The 22,767-nt window shown below is 62.2% G+C and carries 24 protein-coding genes; 14 read left to right on the plus strand and 10 right to left on the minus strand.

Features of this window, described 5'->3' with window-relative positions:
• Positions 1 to 57: 57 nt before the first annotated feature.
• Positions 58 to 1,617, minus strand: a complete 1,560-nt coding sequence (locus GGR30_RS10090; RefSeq protein ID WP_183485786.1) for an ABC transporter substrate-binding protein — start codon at positions 1,615 to 1,617, stop codon at positions 58 to 60.
• Between the two features lie 272 nt (positions 1,618 to 1,889).
• Between GGR30_RS10090 and GGR30_RS10095 the strand changes: the two genes are divergently transcribed.
• Together GGR30_RS10095 and GGR30_RS10100 are read left to right on the plus strand one after the other, a co-directional pair.
• Positions 1,890 to 2,405, plus strand: coding sequence for a DUF4142 domain-containing protein (locus tag GGR30_RS10095; protein WP_183485788.1), 516 nt, complete (start codon positions 1,890 to 1,892; stop codon positions 2,403 to 2,405).
• A gap of 113 nt (positions 2,406 to 2,518) precedes the next feature.
• The gene (locus GGR30_RS10100) at positions 2,519 to 3,757 is read left to right on the plus strand and encodes a Zn-dependent hydrolase (protein ID WP_183485791.1); all 1,239 of its coding nucleotides are present in this window, start codon (positions 2,519 to 2,521) and stop codon (positions 3,755 to 3,757) included.
• Between the two features lie 6 nt (positions 3,758 to 3,763).
• Here GGR30_RS10100 and GGR30_RS10105 read toward each other — a convergent pair whose 3' ends face one another.
• The gene (locus GGR30_RS10105; RefSeq protein ID WP_183485794.1) at positions 3,764 to 3,943 is read right to left on the minus strand and encodes a hypothetical protein; all 180 of its coding nucleotides are present in this window, start codon (positions 3,941 to 3,943) and stop codon (positions 3,764 to 3,766) included.
• Positions 3,944 to 4,094: 151 nt separating this feature from the next.
• Here GGR30_RS10105 and GGR30_RS10110 point away from each other — a divergent pair, with 151 nt between their 5' ends.
• From GGR30_RS10110 to upp, 3 genes are all read left to right on the plus strand, one after another.
• The gene (locus GGR30_RS10110) at positions 4,095 to 5,315 is read left to right on the plus strand and encodes a phosphopentomutase (protein ID WP_183485798.1); all 1,221 of its coding nucleotides are present in this window, start codon (positions 4,095 to 4,097) and stop codon (positions 5,313 to 5,315) included.
• Complete coding sequence (locus GGR30_RS10115; protein WP_183485802.1) at positions 5,312 to 6,280, plus strand: adenosine deaminase; 969 nt, start codon at positions 5,312 to 5,314, stop codon at positions 6,278 to 6,280. The genes GGR30_RS10110 and GGR30_RS10115 overlap by 4 nt, the downstream gene beginning before the upstream one ends.
• A gap of 114 nt (positions 6,281 to 6,394) precedes the next feature.
• On the plus strand, positions 6,395 to 7,024 hold the full coding sequence (upp, locus tag GGR30_RS10120) for a uracil phosphoribosyltransferase (RefSeq protein ID WP_024708973.1): 630 nt from the start codon (positions 6,395 to 6,397) through the stop codon (positions 7,022 to 7,024).
• Positions 7,025 to 7,031: 7 nt separating this feature from the next.
• Here the strand turns inward: upp and GGR30_RS10125 are convergent, their stop codons facing one another.
• Both GGR30_RS10125 and GGR30_RS10130 read right to left on the minus strand, forming a co-directional pair.
• Positions 7,032 to 7,484, minus strand: coding sequence for a GNAT family N-acetyltransferase (locus tag GGR30_RS10125; protein WP_183485806.1), 453 nt, complete (start codon positions 7,482 to 7,484; stop codon positions 7,032 to 7,034).
• Complete coding sequence (locus GGR30_RS10130; RefSeq protein ID WP_183485808.1) at positions 7,481 to 8,431, minus strand: aldo/keto reductase; 951 nt, start codon at positions 8,429 to 8,431, stop codon at positions 7,481 to 7,483. Before GGR30_RS10130 ends, GGR30_RS10125 begins: the two co-directional genes overlap by 4 nt.
• 171 nt (positions 8,432 to 8,602) lie before the next feature.
• Here GGR30_RS10130 and GGR30_RS10135 point away from each other — a divergent pair, with 171 nt between their 5' ends.
• The 3 genes from GGR30_RS10135 (at position 8,603) to ybaK (ending at position 10,582) form a co-directional block, all read left to right on the plus strand.
• The gene (locus GGR30_RS10135; protein ID WP_183485811.1) at positions 8,603 to 9,592 is read left to right on the plus strand and encodes a Gfo/Idh/MocA family protein; all 990 of its coding nucleotides are present in this window, start codon (positions 8,603 to 8,605) and stop codon (positions 9,590 to 9,592) included.
• A gap of 158 nt (positions 9,593 to 9,750) precedes the next feature.
• Positions 9,751 to 10,104: an ArsC family reductase gene (locus GGR30_RS10140; protein WP_183485814.1), complete on the plus strand. Its 354-nt coding sequence runs from the start codon at positions 9,751 to 9,753 to the stop codon at positions 10,102 to 10,104.
• 4 nt (positions 10,105 to 10,108) lie between these two features.
• Positions 10,109 to 10,582: a Cys-tRNA(Pro) deacylase gene (gene ybaK, locus GGR30_RS10145; RefSeq protein WP_183485817.1), complete on the plus strand. Its 474-nt coding sequence runs from the start codon at positions 10,109 to 10,111 to the stop codon at positions 10,580 to 10,582.
• A 3-nt stretch (positions 10,583 to 10,585) separates the two neighbouring features.
• Here the strand turns inward: ybaK and GGR30_RS10150 are convergent, their stop codons facing one another.
• Positions 10,586 to 11,356 (minus strand): hypothetical protein, encoded by a 771-nt coding sequence (locus GGR30_RS10150; RefSeq protein ID WP_183485821.1) that lies wholly within the window; start codon positions 11,354 to 11,356, stop codon positions 10,586 to 10,588.
• Positions 11,357 to 11,408: 52 nt separating this feature from the next.
• Positions 11,409 to 12,197 carry a hypothetical protein gene (locus GGR30_RS10155; RefSeq protein ID WP_183485824.1) on the minus strand — a complete coding sequence of 263 codons (789 nt, stop codon included), beginning with the start codon at positions 12,195 to 12,197 and terminating at the stop codon, positions 11,409 to 11,411.
• Positions 12,198 to 12,378: 181 nt separating this feature from the next.
• Here GGR30_RS10155 and GGR30_RS10160 point away from each other — a divergent pair, with 181 nt between their 5' ends.
• Positions 12,379 to 13,635, plus strand: a complete 1,257-nt coding sequence (locus GGR30_RS10160) for an aminopeptidase (RefSeq protein WP_183485827.1) — start codon at positions 12,379 to 12,381, stop codon at positions 13,633 to 13,635.
• 70 nt (positions 13,636 to 13,705) lie between these two features.
• Here the strand turns inward: GGR30_RS10160 and xseA are convergent, their stop codons facing one another.
• The gene (xseA, locus tag GGR30_RS10165; RefSeq protein ID WP_183485830.1) at positions 13,706 to 15,190 is read right to left on the minus strand and encodes an exodeoxyribonuclease VII large subunit; all 1,485 of its coding nucleotides are present in this window, start codon (positions 15,188 to 15,190) and stop codon (positions 13,706 to 13,708) included.
• Positions 15,191 to 15,301: 111 nt separating this feature from the next.
• Here xseA and GGR30_RS10170 point away from each other — a divergent pair, with 111 nt between their 5' ends.
• Genes GGR30_RS10170 through GGR30_RS10180 form a run of 3 tightly spaced genes read left to right on the plus strand, consistent with a single transcriptional unit; the run spans position 15,302 to position 16,987 of the window.
• The gene (locus GGR30_RS10170) at positions 15,302 to 15,565 is read left to right on the plus strand and encodes a spike base protein, RCAP_Rcc01079 family (RefSeq protein WP_183485833.1); all 264 of its coding nucleotides are present in this window, start codon (positions 15,302 to 15,304) and stop codon (positions 15,563 to 15,565) included.
• A gap of 20 nt (positions 15,566 to 15,585) precedes the next feature.
• On the plus strand, positions 15,586 to 16,647 hold the full coding sequence (locus GGR30_RS10175) for a hypothetical protein (protein WP_183485836.1): 1,062 nt from the start codon (positions 15,586 to 15,588) through the stop codon (positions 16,645 to 16,647).
• On the plus strand, positions 16,610 to 16,987 hold the full coding sequence (locus GGR30_RS10180; protein ID WP_183485839.1) for a hypothetical protein: 378 nt from the start codon (positions 16,610 to 16,612) through the stop codon (positions 16,985 to 16,987). Before GGR30_RS10175 ends, GGR30_RS10180 begins: the two co-directional genes overlap by 38 nt.
• 58 nt (positions 16,988 to 17,045) lie before the next feature.
• Here GGR30_RS10180 and dnaA read toward each other — a convergent pair whose 3' ends face one another.
• Positions 17,046 to 18,536 carry a chromosomal replication initiator protein DnaA gene (gene dnaA, locus GGR30_RS10185; protein WP_425488353.1) on the minus strand — a complete coding sequence of 497 codons (1,491 nt, stop codon included), beginning with the start codon at positions 18,534 to 18,536 and terminating at the stop codon, positions 17,046 to 17,048.
• A gap of 856 nt (positions 18,537 to 19,392) precedes the next feature.
• Positions 19,393 to 19,659, minus strand: coding sequence for a 30S ribosomal protein S20 (gene rpsT / locus GGR30_RS10190; protein ID WP_024708987.1), 267 nt, complete (start codon positions 19,657 to 19,659; stop codon positions 19,393 to 19,395).
• Positions 19,660 to 19,960: 301 nt separating this feature from the next.
• Between rpsT and GGR30_RS10195 the strand changes: the two genes are divergently transcribed.
• Entirely contained in the window at positions 19,961 to 20,953 is a 993-nt protein-coding gene (locus GGR30_RS10195; RefSeq protein WP_183485846.1) for a 2-hydroxyacid dehydrogenase, read from the plus strand.
• Between the two features lie 6 nt (positions 20,954 to 20,959).
• Here GGR30_RS10195 and mutM read toward each other — a convergent pair whose 3' ends face one another.
• A complete protein-coding gene (gene mutM, locus GGR30_RS10200; protein WP_183485849.1) occupies positions 20,960 to 21,850 on the minus strand; it encodes a bifunctional DNA-formamidopyrimidine glycosylase/DNA-(apurinic or apyrimidinic site) lyase in 891 nt (296 codons plus the stop codon).
• A gap of 140 nt (positions 21,851 to 21,990) precedes the next feature.
• Here mutM and ubiE point away from each other — a divergent pair, with 140 nt between their 5' ends.
• The gene (gene ubiE, locus GGR30_RS10205; RefSeq protein ID WP_183485853.1) at positions 21,991 to 22,767 is read left to right on the plus strand and encodes a bifunctional demethylmenaquinone methyltransferase/2-methoxy-6-polyprenyl-1,4-benzoquinol methylase UbiE; all 777 of its coding nucleotides are present in this window, start codon (positions 21,991 to 21,993) and stop codon (positions 22,765 to 22,767) included.

The raw sequence follows: 22,767 nt of genomic DNA on the forward strand, positions 1-22,767 counted from the left end.
CCCCTCAAGGGGGGAGATTGGTGGGGCTATGCGGTTCCCTTCAGAAGACCGACCCGATCAATTCGGCTTGGCAACCTCCTGCAGCTGCAGGAAGAAAGACGGCTGCAGCTTGAAGTTTTCAACGCTCGCCTTGGTCACGGCGTTCTGCTTCCAGTTGGCGATGAAGGCCCAGGGCGCATCATCCTGCACGATCGCCTGCATCTTCTTGTAAAGCTCCGCGCGTTTGTCCTGATCGGTGGACGTGCGGGCCTCCTCAAGCAGCTTGTCGACTTCCGGGTTGGAATAATAGCCGGAGTTGAAACCGCCCTTGTCGGGGAAGGCATCCGAACGCAGCGCCAGGAAGGGCAGGGTGTCCGGATCGTTGGTCATCCAGGCCATTTCGGCCATGTCGGCCTTGCCTTCGAGGCCCGGATTGACCTTGCCGAGGAAGGTGTTCCACTCATAGGTCTCGATCTTGACCGGCATGCCCACGGCTTCGAGGTCGGCCTGGATCTGGGTGGCCATGGCCTGCGGTTCCAGCATGCCCGAGCCGCCTTCGGTGACGTAGAAGGTCAGTTCCGAGCCATCATAGCCGGCTTCTTCGAGAAGCGACTTGGCCTTTTCCGGGTCGTAAGGGTAGGGCGACAGGCTGTCGTCATAGGCCCAGGCGAAGGCCGGCGGCGTCGGGCCGGCGGCAACTTCGGCCGTGCCCTGCAGGATGTCGTTGACGATCGCTTCCTTGTTGATGGCGTAGTTGACCGCCTGACGGATCTGCTTGTCGGCGAAGACGCCGTCCTTGAGGTTCAGGATCAGGAACCAGACATGCGGGCCGGCCTGCTCGTAGACCTTGTAGCGGTCATTGCCGGAGAACTGCGACAGCGAATCCGGCGGAACCTCGACCATCACGTCGAGACCGCCCGACATCATCTCGGCAACGCGGGTATTGGCATCGGTGACGGGGCGGAAGACAACAGCCTCAAGCGGCGGCGCGCCGTCCCAATAATCGGCGTTCTTGGAAACGACAACCTTGGAATTCGGGTCCCATTCCTCGAATTTGAAAGCGCCCGTGCCGGAAGGATGACGGCCGAAATCGGCGCCGTATTCCTTGACCGCCGCCGGCGAGACGATCAGGCCGGTCGGATAGGCGAGGTTCGACAGGAAGGGGGCGTAGGGTTCGGAAAGCGTGAACTTCACCGTCATGTCGTCAACCACCTCGACGGTGTCGACGGAGGAGAAGAAGAAGGACAGCGGGAAGGGCCCGGTGTCGTAATATTCGCTGTTTTCATCCAGCATGCGGTCGAAGTTGAACTTCACCGCCTCTGCATTGAAGGGCGAACCGTCATGGAAGGTCACGCCCTCGCGCAGCTTGAAGGTGTAGGTCTTTCCGTCCTCGGAAATCTCCCAGCTCTCTGCAAGCGCAGGCTCGACCTCAAGCGTGCCGTCCTTGTAGCGCACGAGGCCGTCATACATGTTCACCAGGATGCGGAAATCATTGACGGCGGTGTCGACGGCCGGGTCGAGCGATTTCGGCTCGGCGATCTGGCCGACGACCAGAACATTGGGCGGCGTCTGCGCCATGGCGGGCGCTGCGAAAGCCAGCGATGCTGCGGCAAACGCGGCGGCGAGAAGGCGTTTCATCAATCGGTTCTCCTCTGTTGGTATTTCGTTAATTAATTATGAAAATTCTGTAATTTACAAGGATTGATCATAATAAATTACAACCAATCCCTCAACGGAATGCAAATGGTAGAGTAAAGTCAGAGGTTTAGCGGCAAGGCGGAGGCTCCGGAAAAGATGTCGCAGGGTTGGTTGATGTCGCGGATGCGCCCTTAAATTGTCCCGGATTTCGGTTTCTGCCTCTCCCGTGGGATGCGCGGCCGATTGCGCCGTGCGCCGGAACGGAAAGGCAGATGAACATGACCAACATCAGTCGTCGAAAGGTGATCGGCAGTGGCGCCGTGGCGGCGGCGCTTGCGGCGCTGGCACCGGTGGTTGCCGAGGCCAATATCGTCACCTCGGGCTATGCTCACGACACGCTCACGATCGCCCTGTTTTCAGCCGACATTTCGAAGCTGGCAATCAACAAGGCTCTGCATCCCATGGTGCAGCAATTCGCAAGACTGGAGGCAAGCGAGGCTGAGGCGGTCGGCAATCTTCTCCTGGGGGCAGGCGCGATCATGCCCAAAAGGCCCGATGCGCTTGCCGAGACGTTGACCACTCTGAAGAAGATGGATCCCGGCACCGGTTTCGACCTCCACTATGTCCGGGCAGAGATCGACGGTCACGAGGACCTGCTGAAGATCCAGAAACGGCGCGTGGCGGAAGGCAAGGCCGGAATCGACACGACCATTGCGACGCTCCTCGTGCCCTTCATCGAGACCCATCTCGCCATGCTGCAGGCCGTGGAAAACAGCATCGCCAGATAAGCGTCGCCGGCGATGGTCCGGCGCCCCGATTTGCGGGTCGGTCGAAATTATCATAATAAATTCCCCAAAGACAAAGCCGCCTTGCGGCAGATAAACCGGGGAGGGCGACAGCCATGGGCAGTACACCGAAGATCAATTCCGAGCGGCTCAAAGCGCTTCTCGACGGTATCAACCGCTTCGGCGCCGGCAGTCCCGGCGCGGGGTTCAACAGGCCGGCTTTTTCCGATGCCGATATGGCCGTGCGCGACTGGTTTGCCGGTCAAATGCAGGCCGATGGCCTGGCCGTGACGCGCGACGGCGCGAACTCGGTTTTCGGGCGTTTCGGCGATGCGGTCGGCCCCTCGATCATGGTCGGCTCACATCTTGATACGGTCGTCGATGGCGGCGCCTTTGACGGGGCGCTGGGCGTGGCCGTCGGGCTTGAATGCGTGCGGGCGATGAAGGAGGCCGGCGTGCAACCCGCCACCCCGATCGAGGTTGTGGCGACCTCCGAAGAGGAAGGCCGCTTCGGCGGCATGCTCGGGTCGCAGGCGATCGCCGGGCTGGTGACGGCCGAATGGCTGTCATCCGCCGCCGATGCCGACGGCGTGCTGCTTGCCGACGCGATGCGCGCCCAAGGTCTCGAACCGGAGGCCGTGCTCGGTGCCGCCCGCCCGAAGGGCTCCGTCAAAGCCTTTCTCGAACTCCATATCGAGCAGGGCCCGGTGCTGGAGCGCGAGGCGATCGCGATCGGCCTGCCGGAAGGCGCGACCGGGATCGTCAACCTTCAGGTGACGCTGAAGGGCACGGCCAATCATTCCGGCACGACGCCGATGGATATGCGCGCCGACGCCTTTGCCGGCCTTGCCGAGATCGCCGTGCAGATCCCGGACATGATCGCACAGTCGCCGTCCGAGATCGCCAGGATCACGATCGGAAAGGTGGAGCTTGTGCCCAACCATCCGCATACGGTGCCGGGCGAGGCGACCTTCTCCGTGATCATCCGGGATGCCTCGGAAGGCGTCATGCGCGGCTTGCAAAGGCTGTTCTACCGCGCGACGGCGGCGGTCGCGGCAAAGCACGGCCTTGCCCACGAAATCGAGGAAAAGAGCGTCATTGCGCCGGTCGCCTTCGATGGCGGACTGGTCGATCTTTTGTCGGAGGAGGCGGAGGCGCTCGGCCTTCCGGCCAGACGGATGATCTCGGGCGCCGGTCATGATGCGCAGACGATGATGGCGCTCTGCCCATCGGCGATGATCTTCGTGCCGAGCCGCAACGGCATTTCTCACGCCCCTGAGGAATTTTCCGAATGGGCGGATATCGAAAAGGGCGCGGAACTCATGCTGGCGGCGCTGGTGCGGCTTGCCGCCTGAGCGGCATCAACTGACGGCGTAGAGCCGGAGAGCGGCGAAGATCACCAGGGCTGTTGCGGCCAAGAGAACGCCGGCGATCAACGCCAGTTCACCGGCCTGGCTTCCGGCCTCGCCTTTTCTGCTGCTGCTTCTTTCGGGCATGACAGTGCTCGCCTTGATCGTGTCGATGGCTGTCAGCATGATCATCCTGCCTTCCTTCGGCGTTAAGAAACATGGTTATCATCTTCTAAACACATGGAAACCGGCTCTGGTTCCCTGAACCGCAAGGGCGTTTGCCATCAGGAATGCCAGACGATAGAAGAGGAAAACGATTTGTCAGCGCAGGATAGAGCCACCGATGGCCCGTGCCTTTCTCTATGTTCTCGATTCTTTCGGCATCGGCGGCGCGCCGGATGCGAAGGCCTATGGCGATCTCGGCGCCGATACGCTCGGCCATATTGCCGAGTTCTGCGCCGCAGGCCTCGGAGATCGGGCGGGTCTGCGCTCCGGCCCGCTGAAACTGCCTAATCTTTCCGCGCTTGGCCTTCTGGAAGCCGCGAAGCTTGCGACCCGGCATTATCCCGCCGGCATGGAACAGCCCGAACGGCTCTTGGGACGCTACGGCGCGGCAAGCGAGGTTTCGCGCGGCAAGGACACGCCGTCGGGCCACTGGGAGATCGCCGGCACGCCGGTGATGTTCGACTGGGGCTATTTCCCCGATCAGCCGGACTGTTTTCCGCAAGAGCTTCTCGACGCGATCTATCGCGAGGCCGGCATTTCCGGCAGCCTCGGCAATTGCCACGCCTCAGGCACGGAGATCATCAAGCGCTTCGGCCAGGAGCATGTCTGGACGCGGCGGCCGATCTTCTACACCTCTGCCGACAGCGTGTTCCAGATCGCCGCCCACGAATATCATTTCGGCCTCGAGCGACTGCTGAAACTCTGCGAAGTGGTGCGCGAACTGACCTATGACCTCAATATCGGGCGCGTGATCGCCCGTCCCTTCATCGGCGAGACGGCCGAAACCTTCAAGCGGACGGGCAACCGCCGCGATTTCTCGATCGCCCCGCCGGAGGAAACGCTGCTCGACCGGTTGACGGCGGCAGGCCGCAACGTGCTCGCCGTCGGCAAGATCTCCGACATCTTCGCCGGCAAGGGCGTGACCCGCCTGTTCAAGGGCGACGGCAATGATGCGCTGGTGACGGCCAGCCTGAAAGCCATGGACGAGGCGGGCGAGGGCGACCTGGTGTTTACCAATCTCGTCGACTTCGACATGGTTTACGGCCACCGCCGGGATGTGGCGGGCTATGCGGCCGCACTTGAGGCGTTCGATGCCCGCATCGAGGAGATCGCCGCGCGGATGAGGCAGGGCGACATAGCGGTGCTGACGGCCGATCACGGCTGCGACCCGACCTGGCGCGGCTCCGACCACACCCGCGAGCGCGTGCCGGTCCTCGTCTTCGGGCCGGGGCTTCAGCCGGGATCGCTGGGCCTGCGCGATACCTATGCCGATATCGGCGAGAGCATCGCCCATCATCTCGGGCTCGGCCCCGGCAAATACGGAGCATCCTTCCTGTGACGACACCGAAAGCCGAACTCCACTGCCATATCGAAGGGGCGACGCCGCCGGCCCTTGCCGCGCGCCTTGCGACAAAATACGGCATCGATCTTTCCGCCTGGCTCCGCGACGGCCGCTATGTCTGGCATGATTTCTCGAGCTTCATCGCCTGCTATGCCGCAATCGCCAATGTCTTTCGCGCCGAGGAGGATTTCGCGGATCTCGCGGAGACCTATCTCGGCGAACTTGCCGCCGATGGCGCGATCTATTCCGAGCTTTTCGTCTCGCCCGAACAGGGGCTTGCCGCCGGTCTTTCCCGCGATGCCTATATGCGCGCGATCACAGCGGGCATCGAGGCGGCGAAGGCGAAGACCGGGATCGAGTGCCGCATGGTGATGATCGGCGAACGGCATATGGGGCCGGAACAGGTTGAGGGGGCGGCGCGCTACGCCGTTTCCTGCGGCTTTCCGCTGCTCACCGGCTTCAACATGGCCGGCGACGAGCGCATGGGCCGCGTCGCCGACTACGCGCGCGCCTTCGACATCGCCCGCGACGGCGGACTGAAGCTGACGATCCATGCCGGCGAGGTCTGCGGGCCGGGTTCGGTGCGCGATGCGCTGGATGAGGTTCGGCCCGACCGCATCGGCCACGGCGTCAGGGCCGTCGAAGATCCCGAATTGGTGCGCCGGCTGGCCGACGAGGGGGTGGTGCTGGAGGTCTGCCCCGGTTCCAATGTGGCGCTTTCCGTTTATCCGGACTTTCGCGCCCATCCGCTGCGCCGGCTGGTTGATGCGGGCGTTCGGGTGACGCTCAATTCCGACGATCCGCCCTTCTTCGGCACGTCGCTGGCGCGTGAGTACGAGATTGCGGAAAGCGAACTGGGCTTCTCACCCGAAGAGACTGCCCGGATGACGGAAACGGCGATTGCCGCGGCCTTTGTCGATGAGGAAACGCGCGCAAGGCTTTTCGCCCGGCTGCGCGGCTGAAACAGTGGAAAAATCGGCGTTTCGGCCCGAAGGCGGGCGCGGTGCTTGCCGCGCCGGTCCCTTTTGCGCCATAGAAGGTTTCAGCACGAAAAGATCAAAGCGGGATTGAAGCTCATGGACGGCGTAACGGTCATCGACCACCCCCTGGTTCAACACAAGCTGACGAAGATGCGTCAGAAGGATACGTCCACGGCGGGCTTCCGCAGGCTGCTTCGCGAAATTTCGACGCTGCTCTGCTATGAGGTGACGCGCGATCTCGAACTGACCATGGAGACGATCGAGACGCCGCTGACGACGATGGAAGCGCCGGTTCTGGAAGGCAAGAAACTGGTCTTCGCCTCCATCCTGCGCGCCGGCAACGGCCTTCTGGAAGGCATGCTCGACCTCGTTCCCTCGGCCCGCGTCTCCCATATCGGCGTCTACCGCGATCATGAGACGCTGGAAGCGATCGAGTATTTCTTCAAGGCGCCGGAAGATATCGGCGAGCGGCTGGTGATCGTGGTCGATCCGATGCTGGCGACCGGCAACTCGTCGATTGCCGCAATCGACCGGCTGAAGGAGCGCGGCGTCTCCAATATCCGCTTCCTTTGCCTCCTGGCTGCGCCCGAGGGGATCGAGCATTTCCGCAACAGCCATCCGGACGTGCCGGTCTACACCGCCGCCATCGACAGCCATCTGAACGAGAAGGGCTATATCGTTCCGGGTCTCGGCGATGCCGGCGACCGGATGTACGGCACCAAGTAAGGGACCGTCAGCGCCTGAGCGGCAGGCGGTAGCGCACGAAATCATCGGCCTTGTCATAGCGGTCGTAGAGCCTGCGCGCCGTCTCGTTGCCGGAATTGGTGTGCCAGTAGAGATTGGTCCAGCCGTCGCGCTTGCCCATCGCGATCAGGTCGTCGATCAGCAATCTGCCGATCCCGCGTCCGCGCATGCTTTCGTCCACGAACAAATCCTCCAGGTAGCAGGCGGGCTCGATCGCCCATGTGCGCGGATGGAGAATGCAGGTGGCAAAGCCGACTGGCTTGTCACCGACAATTGCGAGCCGGGTGAAAACGGGGACGATGGGATCAATGATCCGCGACCATGTGGTATCCGTCACCTCCGGAGCGATCGCGCTGCCGTAGAAGGTCAGGTAGCCCTGCCACAGGCTGAGCCAGGACGCCTTGTCTTCAGGGCGTGCGGCGCGAATGAAGGGATCGCTCATTCGCCGGCTTCCTGCAGCAGTTGCAGGGCTTCCTGCGAAAGCTCGATCTCGGGCGCGCGCAGCAGCGTGTCCATCTGCTCGAGCCGCGAGGCGCTGGCAATCGGGGCGGTGACGCCGCGCCGCGTCATCAGCCAAGCAAGGGCGATCGCCGCCGGATGCTCGCCGGTATCGGCGGAAACCGACTCGAGCGCCTTGAGGATCCGCTTTCCGCGATCGTCGAAATACTTCGCCACTCCGCCGCCGCGCGCGCTGCCCGCAGTGTCGTCGGCGGATTTGTACTTGCCGGTGAGGAAGCCTGCCGCGAGGCTGAAATAGGTAATGACGCCGATATCGTGCTCGACGCAGAGCTCCGCCAGCGCGCCCTCGAAGCCTGAACGGGCATAGAGATTGTATTCCGGCTGCAGAACGTCATAGCGGGCCCGGCCGGTATGTTCGGCGACCCTGAGCGCTTCCTCCAGCTGCCCGGCATCGAGATTGGAGGCGCCGATGGCGCGAACCTTTCCTTGCTCGCGCAGCTTGGTGAAGGCGCCGATCGTTTCCTCATACTCGGTCTCGGGATCCGGCCAGTGGGCAAGGTAGACGTCGAGATAGTCGGTCTGCAGCCGGCGGAGCGAATCTTCCACGGCCTGCATGATCCAGCCTTCCTTCAGCCCCTTCTTGCCGGGCCCCATCTCCGAGCCAACCTTGGTGATGATCACCACGTCCTCGCGTTTCACACCACCGCGCTTCAGCCAGTTGCCGATGATCGTTTCGGACTCGCCGCCGGTATTTCCCTCGACCCAGGCGGAATAGACGTCCGCCGTGTCGATGGCGTTGAAACCGGCGCCGACGAAACGGTCAAGCAGCGCAAAGGAAGCCTGTTCATCCGCCGTCCAGCCGAACACATTGCCGCCGAAGACAACGGGTGAGATTTCGATATCCGTTCTTCCAAGTCTTCGCATATGCATGATTTCCTCCCGGGTGCTGGTGGCATCGCTGTTCCTAACGTAGGTTGCCGGCCGCTCTCTGACAATGGAACGTCCGGCAAAGCGCAAGCGCGAAACGGGCAATCGGGCGGCTTGCGCACGCGCCTGCCGGTTCCTATGCTGGCCCTCGAAATAACAGGTGAGGATCTCCCAATGTTGCGTTTTGGTATTGTCTCGACCGCCAAGATCGGTCGCGAACTCGTTGTGCCGGCAATCGTCGACGCGGAAAATGCCGTGCTTGCCGCCGTCGCCAGCCGTGATCTGGACCGGGCGCAGGCGCTGGCGACGCGCTTCGGCGCGCCGCATGCCTTTGCGTCCTATGAAGAGATGCTGGCGAGCGATGTGATCGACGCGGTCTATATCCCGCTGCCGACATCCCAGCATGCGGAATGGGCGATCAAGGCGGCGGATGCCGGCAAACATGTCCTGGTGGAAAAGCCGCTGGCGCTGAAGGCTGCGGACATCGAACCGGTAATTGCCGCGCGCGACCGCAACAAGGTGCTGATCAGCGAAGCCTTCATGGTCACCTATTCGCCGGTCTGGACCAAGGTGCGCGCGCTCCTGGCCGACGGCGCGATCGGCGAATTGCAGCATGTGCAGGGGGCGTTCTCCTATTTCCTGCGCGATGCGACCAACATGCGCAATATCCCCGAACTGGGCGGCGGCGGCCTGCCGGATATCGGCGTCTATCCGACGGTGACGACGCGTTTTGCCACCGGAGAAGAGCCGGAGCGGCTGCAGGCGACGGTGCGCTATGACAGCGAATTCGGCACGGATATCTATGCCTCCGTCAAGGCGGAGTTCCCGGGCTTCGAGATGAGCTTCTACGTCTCCACCCAGCTCGCCAACCGCCAGACCATGGCCTTCCACGGCACCAAGGGGCTGATCGAGGTGGTCTCCCCCTTCAACGCCAACCGCTGGGGCGAGGAAACGGTGCTGCTCTCCAATCAGAGCCATTCCGAGACCCAGGCTTTCCGTTTCCAGGATAGCCGGCAATATGTCCGCGAGGTCGAGGCGTTCTCGAAGGCGGCTGCCGGCGGTGAGGTCGAGGTGTTCTCGCTGGAGGATTCGGTGAAGAACCAGCGCGTGATCGACGCCATCTATCGCGCCGGCAAGCTTGACGGCGGCTGGGAGACGGTCTGATCGCCGACTGACCGCTCGTTTCCCTTCCGTCACCCCGGCTCAAGGCCGGTATGACGGGAGGACGGCGGCTTGGCTGAAGGCAATGGAGCTGGCTGCCGCGCGGCAGATGATTTAGGCGTGGGGCCGCAAGGCCGCCCGCTTTGTGAAAGGACAAGGCCATGGCGACTACGCTTTACGGCATCAAGAACTGCGACACGATGAAGAAGGCCTGGACCTGGCTTGATGCGCACGACGTCGCCTATGAATTCCACGACTACAAGAAGGCCGGCATCGACCGCGCGCATCTGGAGCGCTGGTGCGATGAGGCAGGGTGGGAGACGGTGCTGAACCGCGCCGGCATGACCTTCCGCAAGCTCGCGGACGAAGAGAAGCAGGACCTCGACCGGGACAAGGCGGTCGCGCTGATGCTCGACAAGCCCTCGATGATCAAGCGCCCGGTGCTGGAGGATGGCGACCGGCTGATCGTTGGCTTCAAGCCGGATGACTACGCGGCGTTTTTCGGCAAGGCGTAAGGCGATGGCGAGAACGACGCAGGCGACCCGGTTTCTCGACAAGGCCGGTGTAACCTACACGATCCAGCAATATGACTATGACCCGAACGCCTTCAAGGTCGGGCTGCAGGCGGCCGAGGCCATTGGCGAACCGGCGGAACGCGTGTTGAAGACGCTGATGGCCGAGGTCGACGGCAAGCCGGTCTGCGCCATTCTGCCGTCGAATGCCGAGGTCTCGATGAAGAAGCTTGCCGCGGTCTTCAAGGGCAAGCATGCGCATATGCTGGATGTGCCCGCCGCCGAGCGGCTTTCCGGCTATCACGTCGGCGGCATTTCGCCCTTCGGCCAGAGAAAGCGCGTGCCGGTGGTCTTTGAAACCGCCGCCCTTGGCCACCCTTACGTGATCATGAATGGCGGTCAGCGCGGCCTTCAGGTGAAGCTTGCGCCGGCCGATGCCGTCAGTGCGCTCGGCGCGGAAACGGCGGGCATTATCGCATAGGCCTCAGATCGGATCGCCCCGCGCTGCCTCGCGCGCCTTTGCCAACGCTTCGGGCGCGAAGGCCGAGCAGGGCGGGCTGGTCTCGATCACGGCGTGGAGGTCATTGCGCGCGATGGCGTCCTCGACAAAGGCGAGCCGGTCCTTGCCCTGAAGCGCGATTACGGTGTCGCGCAGGATCGGCGCCGGCTCGTTGCCGTAGCGGCGCGCCTGCCGGGCTTCGACATAATAGCGGATATCCGGATTGAGCCGAATGTCGGACCAATCCTCGACCTCCGCAAGTGCCGGAAGCGCGAAATAGTGGCCGGTCGCGGCATAGCTGACGAGCCTGTCGAGAAGCCCCATGATGCGGCTTTCTTCCGCGTTGATGTACGGACGACCAGGCTTGCCGCAGAACAGACCTTCGGTCGGCGTTGCAAAATCGTAGGAATAAAGTTCGCGCAGTTCCTCGGTCACCTCGAGAACGATGCAAAATGCCGAGGATGCGCGGCCGGTCTTGAGGACATGGAGCTTCCAGGCTTCCAGTCCATCGTTGAACGCGTGCGTGAATGCGAATTCGGGATAGCGTCTGTTGTAGATCAGATACTCGAACATAATGCGGGCTGCGCAGTTTCTAAAGCCGTTCCCGACAGCTTCCAGATCGGAGAAGATTGCATCCTCTTCCGCGCTGTATTCATCGGTAAAGTCCGGGTGAGGGTGGACTGCGAAAGACCAGTTTGCCTGTGCTGGCAAAGCCGCCGAAAACAGAAACAGACAAGCGGCAGATAATGAACGCATCAAGCTTCTCCCCGCAAATCCCTGTGGCGCTCGGTCAACAAGGCCAGTCAGGTTAACGCCTCCATATTGTCTCAACATCCGGCGCCTCTTTCGGCACGATCTTGTCGGACCACGGCGTGCATTCCGGCGAGGTTTCGATCACCCCGCGAAGATCGTTCCGCCCATAGGCCTTTTCGACCTCATCGAACCTTTCCTGCCCCATATCAGCGATCACGATCTCCCTGAATTCCGGCGAAAGGGGCTTGCCGGTCTGCCAGGCGAGCGTGCGTTCGAGGAAATAGCGGATATCCGGATTGAACCGCGTCGTCACCGTGTCCTCCCCGAGCCGAAGGAAGGCCTCGACGGCGTCCCTGTTCAGCGTTTCGGCATATTCCGTCATTTTCGCCAGCAGCGTTGACAGAAGCTGTTCGGCCTCGGATGCCGGTTCCCTCGCGAGCTTTCCGCAAAAGAGGTCGGGAAAAGGCCCCTCATCGAAAAGAAGGTCATCAATGGCGACTTCCAGCAGGCCGACCACGCAGCCGCTCGCGTCATTGCTGCCAAGGCTGACCATGTAATCCATCCACCGTTTGAGGGCGACATCGGACGGAGCGCCGGCGGCGTAATCCGGATAATGCGCCTTGTAGATGGCGAATGCCGCCTGAAGCCGGGCGGGGCAGCGTCGCGGCCAGTCCAGATCGTCTGCCTGGCGGAGAAGATCCCTTTCGGAAGGGGCAAGCTGGTCGCCATAGGGTTGTGGGTGTTCTTCGAAGGACCAGGAAGGTTCACTGGCGGCCAACGGGCCGGCTGCCGAGAAAAGAGCCGCGAAAAGACCGAGCGCCAGAGCTTTTGATCGAAAGGACATTCCTCGCCGTCTCCCCTCGTTGATGGAAATGTTACCTAGGGTTGAGTTGAGGCGATTTTCAATCACATGTCAAGCGACGCACGGTGGGCGAAAGGTCCCTCGTTGTATCGCGACGACGCTTCAATTCTGGTGCAAACCACACTAGATAGGTCTCAAGACAAACCAATTGCGTGAGGCCCTCATGACCGTCGAGACCAGACTTCCCCATCCCATCGATCTCAAAGCGCTGGAAAAGCTGGCGGAAGTGGCGGTGCATGTCGGCCTCAATCTGGCGGAAGGGCAGGATCTGGTGATGACCGCGCCGATCGAGGCGCAGCCGCTGACGCGGCTGATCACCCGCCATGCCTATAGGGCCGGCGCGGGTGTGGTGACGACGATCTTCTCCGATCCGCAGGCAACGCTGGAGCGTTTCGAAAACGCCCATGATGCAAGCTTCGACAAGGCCGCCAACTGGCTTTACGAGGGGATGGGCATGGCCTATGAGCGTGGTGCTGCGCGGCTGGCGATTGCCGGCGACGACCCGATGCTGCTTGCCTCCCAGGACCCGGAAAAGGTTGCGCGCGCCAACCGGGCGAATTCGACCGCCTACAAGCCCGCACTGGAAAAGATCGCCGGCTTCGACATCAACTGGAACATCGTCTCCTATCCCTCGCTGGCCTGGGCCAAGACCGTGTTTCCTGATGACCCGGACGCCATGGCGGTGGCGAAACTGGCGAAGGCGATCTTTGCCGCTTCCCGCGTCGATCAGCCGGATCCGGTCGCCGCGTGGAAGGAGCACAATGATAATCTCCATGCCCGTTCCGCCTGGCTCAATGGCAAGCGTTTCTCGGCGCTGCGCTATTCCGGGCCGGGCACCGATCTCACCATCGGGCTTGCCGACGAGCACGAATGGAGCGGCGGCGCTTCGCCGGCGAAGAACGGCATCATCTGCAATCCGAACATCCCGACCGAGGAAGTGTTCACCACGCCGCATCGGCTCAGGGTGGAAGGTCATGTCTCCTCGACCAAACCCCTGTCGCATCAGGGCACGCTGATCGACGATATCCGCGTTCAGTTCGAGGGCGGGCGGATCGTCCATGCCGCGGCCGCCAAGGGCGGCGACGTCCTGAACAAGGTGCTGGATACGGACGAAGGTGCGCGCCGTCTCGGCGAAGTGGCGCTGGTGCCGCATTCCTCGCCGATTTCGGCAAGCGGCATCTTGTTCTACAACACGCTCTTCGACGAAAACGCCTCCTGCCACATCGCGCTCGGCCAGTGCTATTCGAAATGCTTCATCGACGGCGACAAGCTGTCCGCCGAGGAGATCGCGGCCAGGGGCGGCAATTCCTCGCTAATCCACATCGACTGGATGATCGGCTCGGACAAGATCGACATTGACGGGCTCGATGCCGATGGCAACGCCACGCCGGTGATGCGCGGCGGCGAGTGGGCCGATTGACGACGCGTTCAGCTCTGCCCTTGACGCAACCCCGGCTCCGGGCCGGGGCTGTGGTCGTATAAGAAGCCGCTCAGAACAGGCTGCCCTGTTCGGGCGGTTTTGTTTTGGCGGCTGGCTTCTTCCGTGGCTGCTTAGGCTTTTCTGGCCTTGCCGTTTGCTCTTCCGGCGGGGCCTTCGCAGCGGCGTCCCGGCCCGTTATCGCGCTGACGCGACCATCGGCGAATTCGATATCGACGGGTTTTCCCTGACTGAGGCCCTCGGCGCGGGAGATTGGCTTGTTCTCCTCGTCGCGGATCACGGCAAAGCCGCGCGCGAGCACGTTCTTGTAGGACAGCGAATTCAGCACGCGGTGCTGGCCGGAAAGCGCAGCGCGGTAAGTCTTGAGGTTTGCGGTGATCGCCGTGTCGGCGCGGGCGGCAAGCACCGAGACCTGCTCGCGGTCGCGCGCCACCATCATCGAAAGCCGCTGCGGCATGCCGGAAAGGCCGGAGGCGCTGCGCTCGAATGTCCGGCGCTTGTTGATCGTGTTGAGTTCCAGCGCCCGCGTGAGCCGCAGTGCGGCCTCATCGAAACGGCGGCGCGGAAGGGCCAGCAACTGGTCGAGCGAGGGCAGGCCACGGGCAAGCCCGGTCAGCGTCTGGCGGCGGAAATCCATGAGCCGCGCCATGGCCGAGGAGAGGCGCGCGGCCTGTCGCGCCTGGTCGGCGACGAGTTCAGCCTTTACGGGAACCGCGCGTTCGGCGGCCCCCGTCGGCGTTGGCGCGCGGTAATCGGCTGCGTGATCGATCAGCGTCCAGTCGGTCTCATGGCCGACGGCGGAAATCAGCGGGATATCGCTTTCATAGGCGGCGCGCACCACGGCTTCGTCGTTGAAGCCCCAGAGATCTTCCAGCGAGCCGCCGCCGCGCGCGACGATCAGCACATCGGGCCGCTTCACCGGGCCATCTGTCGTGCAGGCGTTGAAGCCGCGAATGGCAGCGGCCACGGCATCGCCGGAGCCTTCGCCCTGCACCTTGACCGGCCAGACAACGACATGGACGGGAAAGCGATCGGTGATGCGGTGGAGAATGTCGCGGATGACCGCGCCGGTGGGCGAGGTGACGACGCCGACGACGCGCGGCATGAAGGGGATCGGCTTCTTGGCATCCGCGTCGAACAAACCTTCTGCGGCAAGCTTCCTGCGCCGCTCCTCCAGGAGCGCCATCAGCGCGCCGGCGCCGGCAGGCTCCAGCGATTCGATGACGATCTGGTATTTCGAGGCGCCGGGGAAGGTCGTGACCTTGCCGGTCGCAATCACCTCCATGCCTTCTTCCGGCTTGATCTTCAGGCCGGAAAATACGCCGCGCCAGATGACCGCGTCGATACGCGAACGTTCGTCCTTCAGCGAAAAATACGCATGTCCCGACGAGTGCCGCCCGCGAAAGCCGGAAATTTCGCCGCGCAGCCGGATCCGGTCGAACCGGTCCTCCACCGTGCGCTTGATCGAGCCGGAGAGCTCGGAAACGGTGAACTCGGTCAGGTTCGTGGCTGATTCGGCGTCAAAAAGATTGCTCATGGCGGCAGTCTATCCGATCCGTCCCCGCCTTTCACCGGTCATCCCCGCAAATCCCCGCCGGTTGCGGCTCTGGCAAAATTCTCGTCATCGCATTCAACAAGGAGATGTGCCATGACCGATCGTTTTTCCTCCCGACATGCCACGCCGACAAGTCCGGCCTATGACGGGTTTTCGATTGCCGCCGATGATGCGCTGCCGCTGCAGGAGGTCACGCGGGCAGTCTATATCGGTGTCGCCGGCGACCTGACCGCCATGCTGATTTCCGGCGAAACCGTGACCTTTGAGAACCTGCCAGCCGGTTTCATTCTGCCTGTTCGCATCAGCCGCGTGTTTGCCACTGGTACCACGGCGGGCGCTCTGGTGGGTCTCGTATGAGGATAGCGAGCGAGATTTCCATGACCGGCAACCTGCAGGCGGCGCAAGGGTTTTGGGGCGTCCCTGCCTATCAGGCCCTACCGGCGGGCGGCTCAGGGGTTCTCGGGCCCGGAGCGGTACTCGACATCGGGCGCGATCGCTATGCTCTGACAAGGCTTGCCGTCGCCGCGATCCCGGCAGCCGCGGCTTCCGAACTGGCGGCGCTTTCCGCCTGTTCCTTCGAGAAACTGATCACCTTCACCCGGTCGGCTACTGCGACCTATGTGGGGTCCGACGGGCTGATCCATTCGGCGGCGGCGAATGCGCCGCGCTTTGACCACACCAACGGGCGGCGGCAATTGCTTCTGGAAGGTCCGGCGACGAACCTGCTTCTCAATTCCGCAGTTCTGTCGACACAGTCCGTCGCGGTCCCGGCCGCGACCTACACGCTGAGTTTCTACGGTACGGGCAGCGTCACGCTGGCGGGGGCCTCTTCCGGCTCGCTTTCCGGTTTTGGCAGCACAACACGGGTCTCATTGACCTTTGTCGCGACGGCGGGAGCGCTGACCATGACCGTTGCCGGCAGCGTCGCCAATGCGCAGTTGGAGTCGGGCTCTCGCGCATCCTCATATATTCCGACCACGGGCAGCGCGGCTACACGTCCGGCCGACAGCGCCCGGCTAACCGATGCCGCGGCCGAACTGGTTCGGCGCGATGCGGTTTCCATTCTTGTTCAGGCATTCCAGCCTTTCGAAACCGGTTCCACTCGGCGGTGGATGGGGACGAGCTACACGATATTGGGGCTGGACACGGGAAAGAAGCCTTCCCAGTGGGATGGCGCGGGGCCTCTCCTGTCGGTTTCTTCCGGTGTGAACGATCAGGTCGACCTCGGGTTCGGCGTGGCATGGGATGGTTCGGGGCGTCGGATGTCGATTGCCGGCGCTTCGGCCGGAGACGCGCATCAACCGGCATTCACCGGCAATGTGTTCCTCGGGCGCGACAACAGCGGCAATTTCGCACCCGGCTGGTATGATCAATTGATCATCTGGCCGTTCCGGATGACGAATGCGGACCTTGCGGCAAAGGCGGCGGCCTATACGTGACTGTTTCCCGAAATTTGCAGATCACGCCGAGGCGATCGCCAGCCTGGCCGGGTGCGGCATCGCCGTTTCCGGCCAGCTTGCCTGCCGCGATACGATCAACCCGGATGGCCTGCTGGTCCTCAAACCCGTGGGCGGCGCTTGTGACGGCTTGGTCTATGCGCCGACCGGAGAAACACGGATAGACGCAGGCGGCGTCGTATATTGGGCGATGGAAGCCGTCGAGGGATATCACCTCAATCTCCGCCTGGCCGATGGAGGTGGACTGCCGGCTGCGCTACAAGCCCACAGGGTCATGCTGGGGCCGGAAACGCCGGCGGAACGCGTCACCTCGGGCGAATGAGAAAGGACGGCCGCACGGCCGCCCTTTCCGAATGTGATCACGAAGGAATCCGGCGCGACTATTCGTTGATCAGCCGCTTCAAAAGCTCGACTTCCTGCGAAAGTTTCTGGTCCTTTTCCAGAAGATCCTCGATCTTGCGCACGGCATGAAGAACCGTGGTGTGATCGCGACCGCCGAAACGACGGCCAATTTCCGGGAATGAGCGCGGCGTCAGGGTTTTGGCGAGGAACATCGCGATCTGGCGCGGCTTGACGATGACCCGCGTGCGCCGGTTGGAGACGAGTTCCTGACGGGTGACGCAGTAATGACGCGCGACCACGCGCTGGATGTCTTCGATACGCACGCGCCTGGGCTCGCCCGTGCCGACCAGGTGCACGAGCAGTTCATCGACGCGCTCGATCGACAGGTTCGGTTCGAAGGAGCGGCGAAACAGAAGCTGGTTGAAGGCGCCCTCGAGCTCGCGGCCGCTGGCGGTCACCTTGCGGGCGACATGGTCCAGAACATTTTCGGGAATGTCGATCGACGGGTCTTCCTGGCGGGCAACCAGCAGCCTGCGCTTCAGCATCTCGAGCCGCATGGCATAGTCGGGCGCCTCGATTTCGAGCGAGACGCCGCCCGTAAGACGCGAACGCACGCGCGGATCGAGCGATTCCAGTTCCCAGGGCGCGCGATCAGCGGCGACGACGACCTGTTTGGCGCTGTCGAGCAGCGTGTTCAGAAGATGGCAGAATTCGTGCTGGATCATCTTGCCCTGCAGGAACTGCATGTCGTCGATCACCAGAAGGTCGATGTTGCGCAGCGAATCCTTGAGCGTCAGCGCATCATTGTCGCGGATGGCCGTGGCAAATTTCCACATGAAGTATTCGGCCGTCAGGTAGACGACGCGCTGCTTTTCCGGGGCGGCGAGCGCCGCATTGGCGATCGCCTGCAGAAGGTGGGTCTTGCCGAGGCCGACGGAGGAATGAATGAAGAGCGGGTTGAACCGCACCGCCGCCATGCCGGATTCGGCAATGGTCTTGGCGGCTGCGAAAGCCACACGGTTCGAAGAGCCTTCAACAAAGCTGTCGAAGGTGAAGAAGGGATCGAGCGGCGAGCCGAAGACGGTCCTGGCGCCGTGCGCGCCGCCGCGTGCCGGACCGCTCTCGGGCTCGGGCATCAGCGGCTGATCGTTGACGGCGCGCGGCACGGGGCGTGCGGACGCGGTCTGCTGGGGGAGTACGGGTTTCGGCTTTTCTTCTGAAACCTGCGGACGCTGGGCGCGGGTGGCCGAGCGGACCAGGACTTCGACCTTGAGAACCTGTGGACGCTCGGAGCGCGCCAGTTCGCACAGCAGGTCGAGATAGTGGTTGTTGATCCACGATTTCAAAAAGGCCGTCGGAACCGAAAAACGGATGACGCTCTTAGAGGAAGAGTGCAGCTTCAGCCGCCCGAACCAGCTTGCATAGACATCGGCGCCCACATGGGCCTTGAGCGCTGTGCAGAAGCGCTCGAAAAACTGATTGTCGGTACTCAAGGCAGCGTCCGGTGCTTCATCATGTTCCCCTTTCAAGACCTCTGAAGCGCCTGCACCCTGCTCAGGGCTCGAAGTCACCGTCCTCGTTCTCATTCCTTGCCGCCTTTCAAAAGTCATCACACAGGCGCAAGCGCTCTCCGCGCTCGCGGCCCGTTTTCCCTTTGACCCCGGTCTGGGGCCTTTCGTTGAAACTGCCCGGGTTAAGGCCGGGCTTGGGACAATCCCTGCTCAGCCAGCGCCCTTCCTCGTAAAGGGTGATGCTGGCCGCAAAGTGTCCGGTCAGTCGTTCTCGTCCGTCTAGGTCCCCACTTGCTTTCCGGCCTGAAAAAGGCACACAATGACCGAACCGGATTTCACGAAGAAGCCCGATGCACAACCTGTAATTGTTGGAAGGACGAAGCCGAAACGACCCCGCTTCCAGCTTCGGGAAGACAACGCGCTCAAGGAGAGCGCGCCCCTCCCGGCAAGGCCGAGAGCTCAATCCGTCCGCTGATGTGAGAAGCATTTAGGCAAGAACGGTGGTCAATTTCAACAAGGAATTTTCTCCGAATCGGCGCTGCCAGCATTGACTCAAGTGAGCGATTTTGACTCGGTCGACAATGCCGCAAAAGAATCGCTTTTGAATCAATTAGATTCGGAAACCCCTCATTTTTAGCAGCCGATTCGAGGCAAAAAAAATAAAATGACTTGACGCGATTTGGGGGCGCCGTTTCAGGCCAAAAACGGTTGAAATGTGACCTTCCTCCCGCAACCGATTGAAATTACGAGAAAAAATCCGTCATTTTTTCGACATCTAGCTGAAACGTGAATGTCACGAAGGGCAAGCCTATGAAGAAAAACAAAAAACCCGGCCAGCGGCCGGGTTTCTCGAAAAACTGATACTTATTCGCGCTCAGGCAGACAGCGTCTTGACGCGCTGGGCAAGGCGGGAAACCTTGCGCGAAGCCGTATTGCGGTGCAGGACGCCCTTGCTGGCGGCGCGTGCGATTTCCGGCTCGGCGGCTTTCAGGGCTTCTTTCGCCTGATCGAGGTTGCCGGCTGCGAGCGCCTCTTCAACCTTGCGGACGAAGCCGCGGACACGCGAGCGGCGGGACTTGTTGATGGCGGTACGGCGGGCCATTTTGCGCGTCGCCTTTTTCGCCGAAGTTGTATTGGCCATATAAGTCTCTCTTCGAATGTGGTCGCAAGCTCCGACATCGGCGGCGCGCCGTCATGGCTCTAGTCGCTTTTCTGCCGGGAGCAATCGATGAAGCTTTGCAGCTTTCAACACTGTGGTGCGGGCATATAAAGGCAAACGGGCTGTCCGTCAATGTCGAATTGTCGAAAACCACCCGCTCGACTGCCGATCCGATGCCTGCGGCGTCCGGCGCCATTGCCATTACGCCGTCGCGTTTTAGAATTCAAGAAGGTGTAGTTCCATTTGGCGCCGTTACCGCGGGCCCAGAAAAACGGATAAAGATATGCGCGTCACTGTCTTTTCGGCCAAGCCTTATGACGAGGAATTCCTCAAAGCCGCCAATGAGGGGCGGCATGACCTGGTGTTCACCGAGGCGCCTCTTCACGCGCCGACAGCGAAGCTCGCCGCCGGTTCGAAGGCCGTCTGCGCCTTCGTCAATGACGACCTCGGCGCCTCGACCCTGTCGGAACTGAAGGAGGCGGGGGTCAAGCTCGTGGCGCTTAGATGCGCCGGCTTCAACCGGCTCGATCTGACGACGGCTGACCACCTGCAGATGGCGACCGCCCGCGTGCCCTCCTATTCGCCATACGCCATCGCCGAACACACGCTGGCGCTGGTGATGACGCTGAACCGCAAGATCCATCGGGCCTATAACCGCGTGCGGGAAGGCAATTTCGCGCTCAACGGACTTCTGGGCTTCGATCTGCATGGCAAGACCGTCGGCGTGGTCGGAACCGGTGGGATCGGCCGCAATGTGATGCGGGCCTTTTCCGGCTTTGGCTGCAAGATCCTCGCCTTCGACCCCTATCCCAATGACGAGGCGATTGCGCTTGGTGCGCGCTATGTCGACAAGGACGAATTGCTGGAACGCTCCGAGATCATCACGCTGCACTGCCCGCTGACCCCGGAGACGCGGCATTTCATCGACGAGACGGCCATTGACGCCATGCAGCGCTGCAAGATGCTGGTCAATACGAGCCGCGGCGGCGTGATCGACACGCTTGCCGTCATCGACGGACTGAAGTCGGGGCGAATCGGCGCTTTGGCGCTTGACGTCTATGAGGAAGAAGAGGACCTGTTCTTCCGCGATCTCTCGTCCACCGTCATCCGCGACGATATTTTCGCCCGGCTCCTGACTTTTCCGAATGTGCTGATCACCGGCCACCAGGGCTTCTTCACCGAGGAGGCTCTTTATAATATCGCCCACACCACCATCGCCAACATCACCGCTTTCGAGGAAAAAGGCGTGGCGTTGCATCCGATCGAGCGGCGCTAACCCGTTCTACCCTTTCTGGCAGGCCGGGCAGTAGAAGGTCGAGCGGCCGGACTGAACGGCGCGCGCGATCGTGCCGTTGCAGTCCGCGTGCGGGCAGGGGGATCCGGTGCGGTCGTAGACGGAGAAAGAATGCTGGAAATAGCCGAGCGTACCGTCGGTCTTGCGGTGGTCGCGCAGCGTCGAGCCTCCGGCCTCGATGGCCTCGGCGATGACGGCGCGAATGGCCGGGACGAGCGCTTTCAGGCCTTCGCGCGGCTTGCCCGTCGGCGTGACGAGGTGGCCTGCGGCGCGAAACGGCGACAGTCGCGCCCGCCACAAGGCCTCGCAGACATAGATGTTGCCGAGACCGGCGATATTGCGCTGGTCGAGCAGAGCGGTCTTGATGGCCTGCGTCTTGCCGGCAAAGCGCGCGGCGAGGAAATCGGCATCGAGGCTGTTGCCGGTCGGCTCCGGGCCGAGGCCGGCAAAGCTCGGCTCGGCTTCCAGTTCGGCCTTCTTCGCAAGCTTGATGAAGCCGAAGCGGCGCGGATCGTTATAGACAATGCGTCGTGCCGGCGCGCCGCTCAGTTCGATGATCACGTGGTCATGCAGCGCATTGACGCTGCGGGGCGTGTGAAACCGGCCCGGCAGGTGGGCATCGTCTTCCTCCTCGACCCGCCATGAGCCCGACATGCCGAGATGGGCGATGATGGTCATACCGTCATCGAGGTCGATGAGCAGGTATTTCGCCCGCCGCCCCAGCGCGACAATGGTCCTGTCCTCCACAGTCTCGACAAGGTTTTCGGGGAAGGGAAAGCGAAGATCGGCGCGGTTGAGGATCAGTTTTTCTATCCGGCGGCCCTCCATGGCAGGCGCCAGTCCGCGACGGACGGTTTCGACTTCGGGCAGTTCCGGCATCTTATTTTAAGCCTTTGGCGTTTCGCTTTATTCCGTTTCGGTTTATAGCCGCACTGTCGGCGGGCGGCAGCAATAGCGCAAGGCTTCGGCTTTCGCTATGGTCGCCTGCAAAATCAATCGGGTAACAGATAGGTGCGAACATGGCGGAAAGCCGGACCGGCGCAAACGGCGGCATGGAAACCTCCTTCGGTTTCAGGGATGTGGCCGATGGCGAAAAGCAGCCGCTCGTCAACGACGTGTTTCACAAGGTCGCCAAACGCTACGACATGATGAACGATCTGATGTCGGCGGGCCTGCACCGCGCCTGGAAGGATGGCATGGTGAGCGCGCTCAATCCGCCGCCGAACCCGGATTACCGCGTGCTCGACGTTGCCGGCGGCACGGGCGACATCGCCTTTCGCATCGTGAAGGCCTCGCGCAATCTGGCGAAGGCCACGGTTCTCGACATCAACGGCTCGATGCTTGCCGTCGGCGAGGAGCGCGCGGCCAAGAAAGGCATCTCCGACAATCTCACCTTTGTCGAAGCCAATGCCGAGGATCTGCCCTTCGACGACAAGACCTTCGACGCCTATACGATCGCCTTCGGCATTCGCAACGTGCCGCATATCGATAAGGCGCTTTCCGAGGCTTACCGCGTGCTGAAGCGCGGCGGGCGGCTTCTGGTGCTGGAATTTTCCGAGGTCGAGGCGCCGATCCTCGACAAGGTCTACGAGGCCTGGTCCTTCCATGCCATTCCGCTGGTCGGAAAGGCGGTCGCCGGCGACGGCGAGCCTTACCGGTACCTGGTCGAATCGATCCGCAAGTTTCCGAGCCAGACGGACTTTGCCGCGATGATCGAGCGCGCCGGTTTTTCGCGCGTCAAGTTCACCAATTATTCGGGCGGCATTGCTGCCCTCCACTCAGGCTGGAAGCTTTAG

Origin of the sequence: Martelella radicis (genome assembly GCF_014196625.1) — a bacterium.
GTDB classification, from domain to species: domain Bacteria; phylum Pseudomonadota; class Alphaproteobacteria; order Rhizobiales; family Rhizobiaceae; genus Martelella; species Martelella radicis.

Coding starts and splice junctions, on each gene's coding strand:
- GGR30_RS10090 (WP_183485786.1), bottom strand. CDS start 1,617: ATGAAACGCCTTCTCGCCGCCGCGTTTGCCGCAGCATCGCTGGCTTTC.
- GGR30_RS10095 (WP_183485788.1), top strand. CDS start 1,890: ATGAACATGACCAACATCAGTCGTCGAAAGGTGATCGGCAGTGGCGCC.
- GGR30_RS10100 (WP_183485791.1), top strand. CDS start 2,519: ATGGGCAGTACACCGAAGATCAATTCCGAGCGGCTCAAAGCGCTTCTC.
- GGR30_RS10105 (WP_183485794.1), bottom strand. CDS start 3,943: ATGATCATGCTGACAGCCATCGACACGATCAAGGCGAGCACTGTCATG.
- GGR30_RS10110 (WP_183485798.1), top strand. CDS start 4,095: ATGGCCCGTGCCTTTCTCTATGTTCTCGATTCTTTCGGCATCGGCGGC.
- upp (WP_024708973.1), top strand. CDS start 6,395: ATGGACGGCGTAACGGTCATCGACCACCCCCTGGTTCAACACAAGCTG.
- GGR30_RS10125 (WP_183485806.1), bottom strand. CDS start 7,484: ATGAGCGATCCCTTCATTCGCGCCGCACGCCCTGAAGACAAGGCGTCC.
- GGR30_RS10130 (WP_183485808.1), bottom strand. CDS start 8,431: ATGCATATGCGAAGACTTGGAAGAACGGATATCGAAATCTCACCCGTT.
- GGR30_RS10135 (WP_183485811.1), top strand. CDS start 8,603: ATGTTGCGTTTTGGTATTGTCTCGACCGCCAAGATCGGTCGCGAACTC.
- GGR30_RS10140 (WP_183485814.1), top strand. CDS start 9,751: ATGGCGACTACGCTTTACGGCATCAAGAACTGCGACACGATGAAGAAG.
- ybaK (WP_183485817.1), top strand. CDS start 10,109: ATGGCGAGAACGACGCAGGCGACCCGGTTTCTCGACAAGGCCGGTGTA.
- GGR30_RS10150 (WP_183485821.1), bottom strand. CDS start 11,356: ATGCGTTCATTATCTGCCGCTTGTCTGTTTCTGTTTTCGGCGGCTTTG.
- GGR30_RS10155 (WP_183485824.1), bottom strand. CDS start 12,197: ATGTCCTTTCGATCAAAAGCTCTGGCGCTCGGTCTTTTCGCGGCTCTT.
- GGR30_RS10160 (WP_183485827.1), top strand. CDS start 12,379: ATGACCGTCGAGACCAGACTTCCCCATCCCATCGATCTCAAAGCGCTG.
- xseA (WP_183485830.1), bottom strand. CDS start 15,190: ATGAGCAATCTTTTTGACGCCGAATCAGCCACGAACCTGACCGAGTTC.
- GGR30_RS10170 (WP_183485833.1), top strand. CDS start 15,302: ATGACCGATCGTTTTTCCTCCCGACATGCCACGCCGACAAGTCCGGCC.
- GGR30_RS10175 (WP_183485836.1), top strand. CDS start 15,586: ATGACCGGCAACCTGCAGGCGGCGCAAGGGTTTTGGGGCGTCCCTGCC.
- GGR30_RS10180 (WP_183485839.1), top strand. CDS start 16,610: ATGCGGACCTTGCGGCAAAGGCGGCGGCCTATACGTGACTGTTTCCCG.
- rpsT (WP_024708987.1), bottom strand. CDS start 19,659: ATGGCCAATACAACTTCGGCGAAAAAGGCGACGCGCAAAATGGCCCGC.
- GGR30_RS10195 (WP_183485846.1), top strand. CDS start 19,961: ATGCGCGTCACTGTCTTTTCGGCCAAGCCTTATGACGAGGAATTCCTC.
- mutM (WP_183485849.1), bottom strand. CDS start 21,850: ATGCCGGAACTGCCCGAAGTCGAAACCGTCCGTCGCGGACTGGCGCCT.
- ubiE (WP_183485853.1), top strand. CDS start 21,991: ATGGCGGAAAGCCGGACCGGCGCAAACGGCGGCATGGAAACCTCCTTC.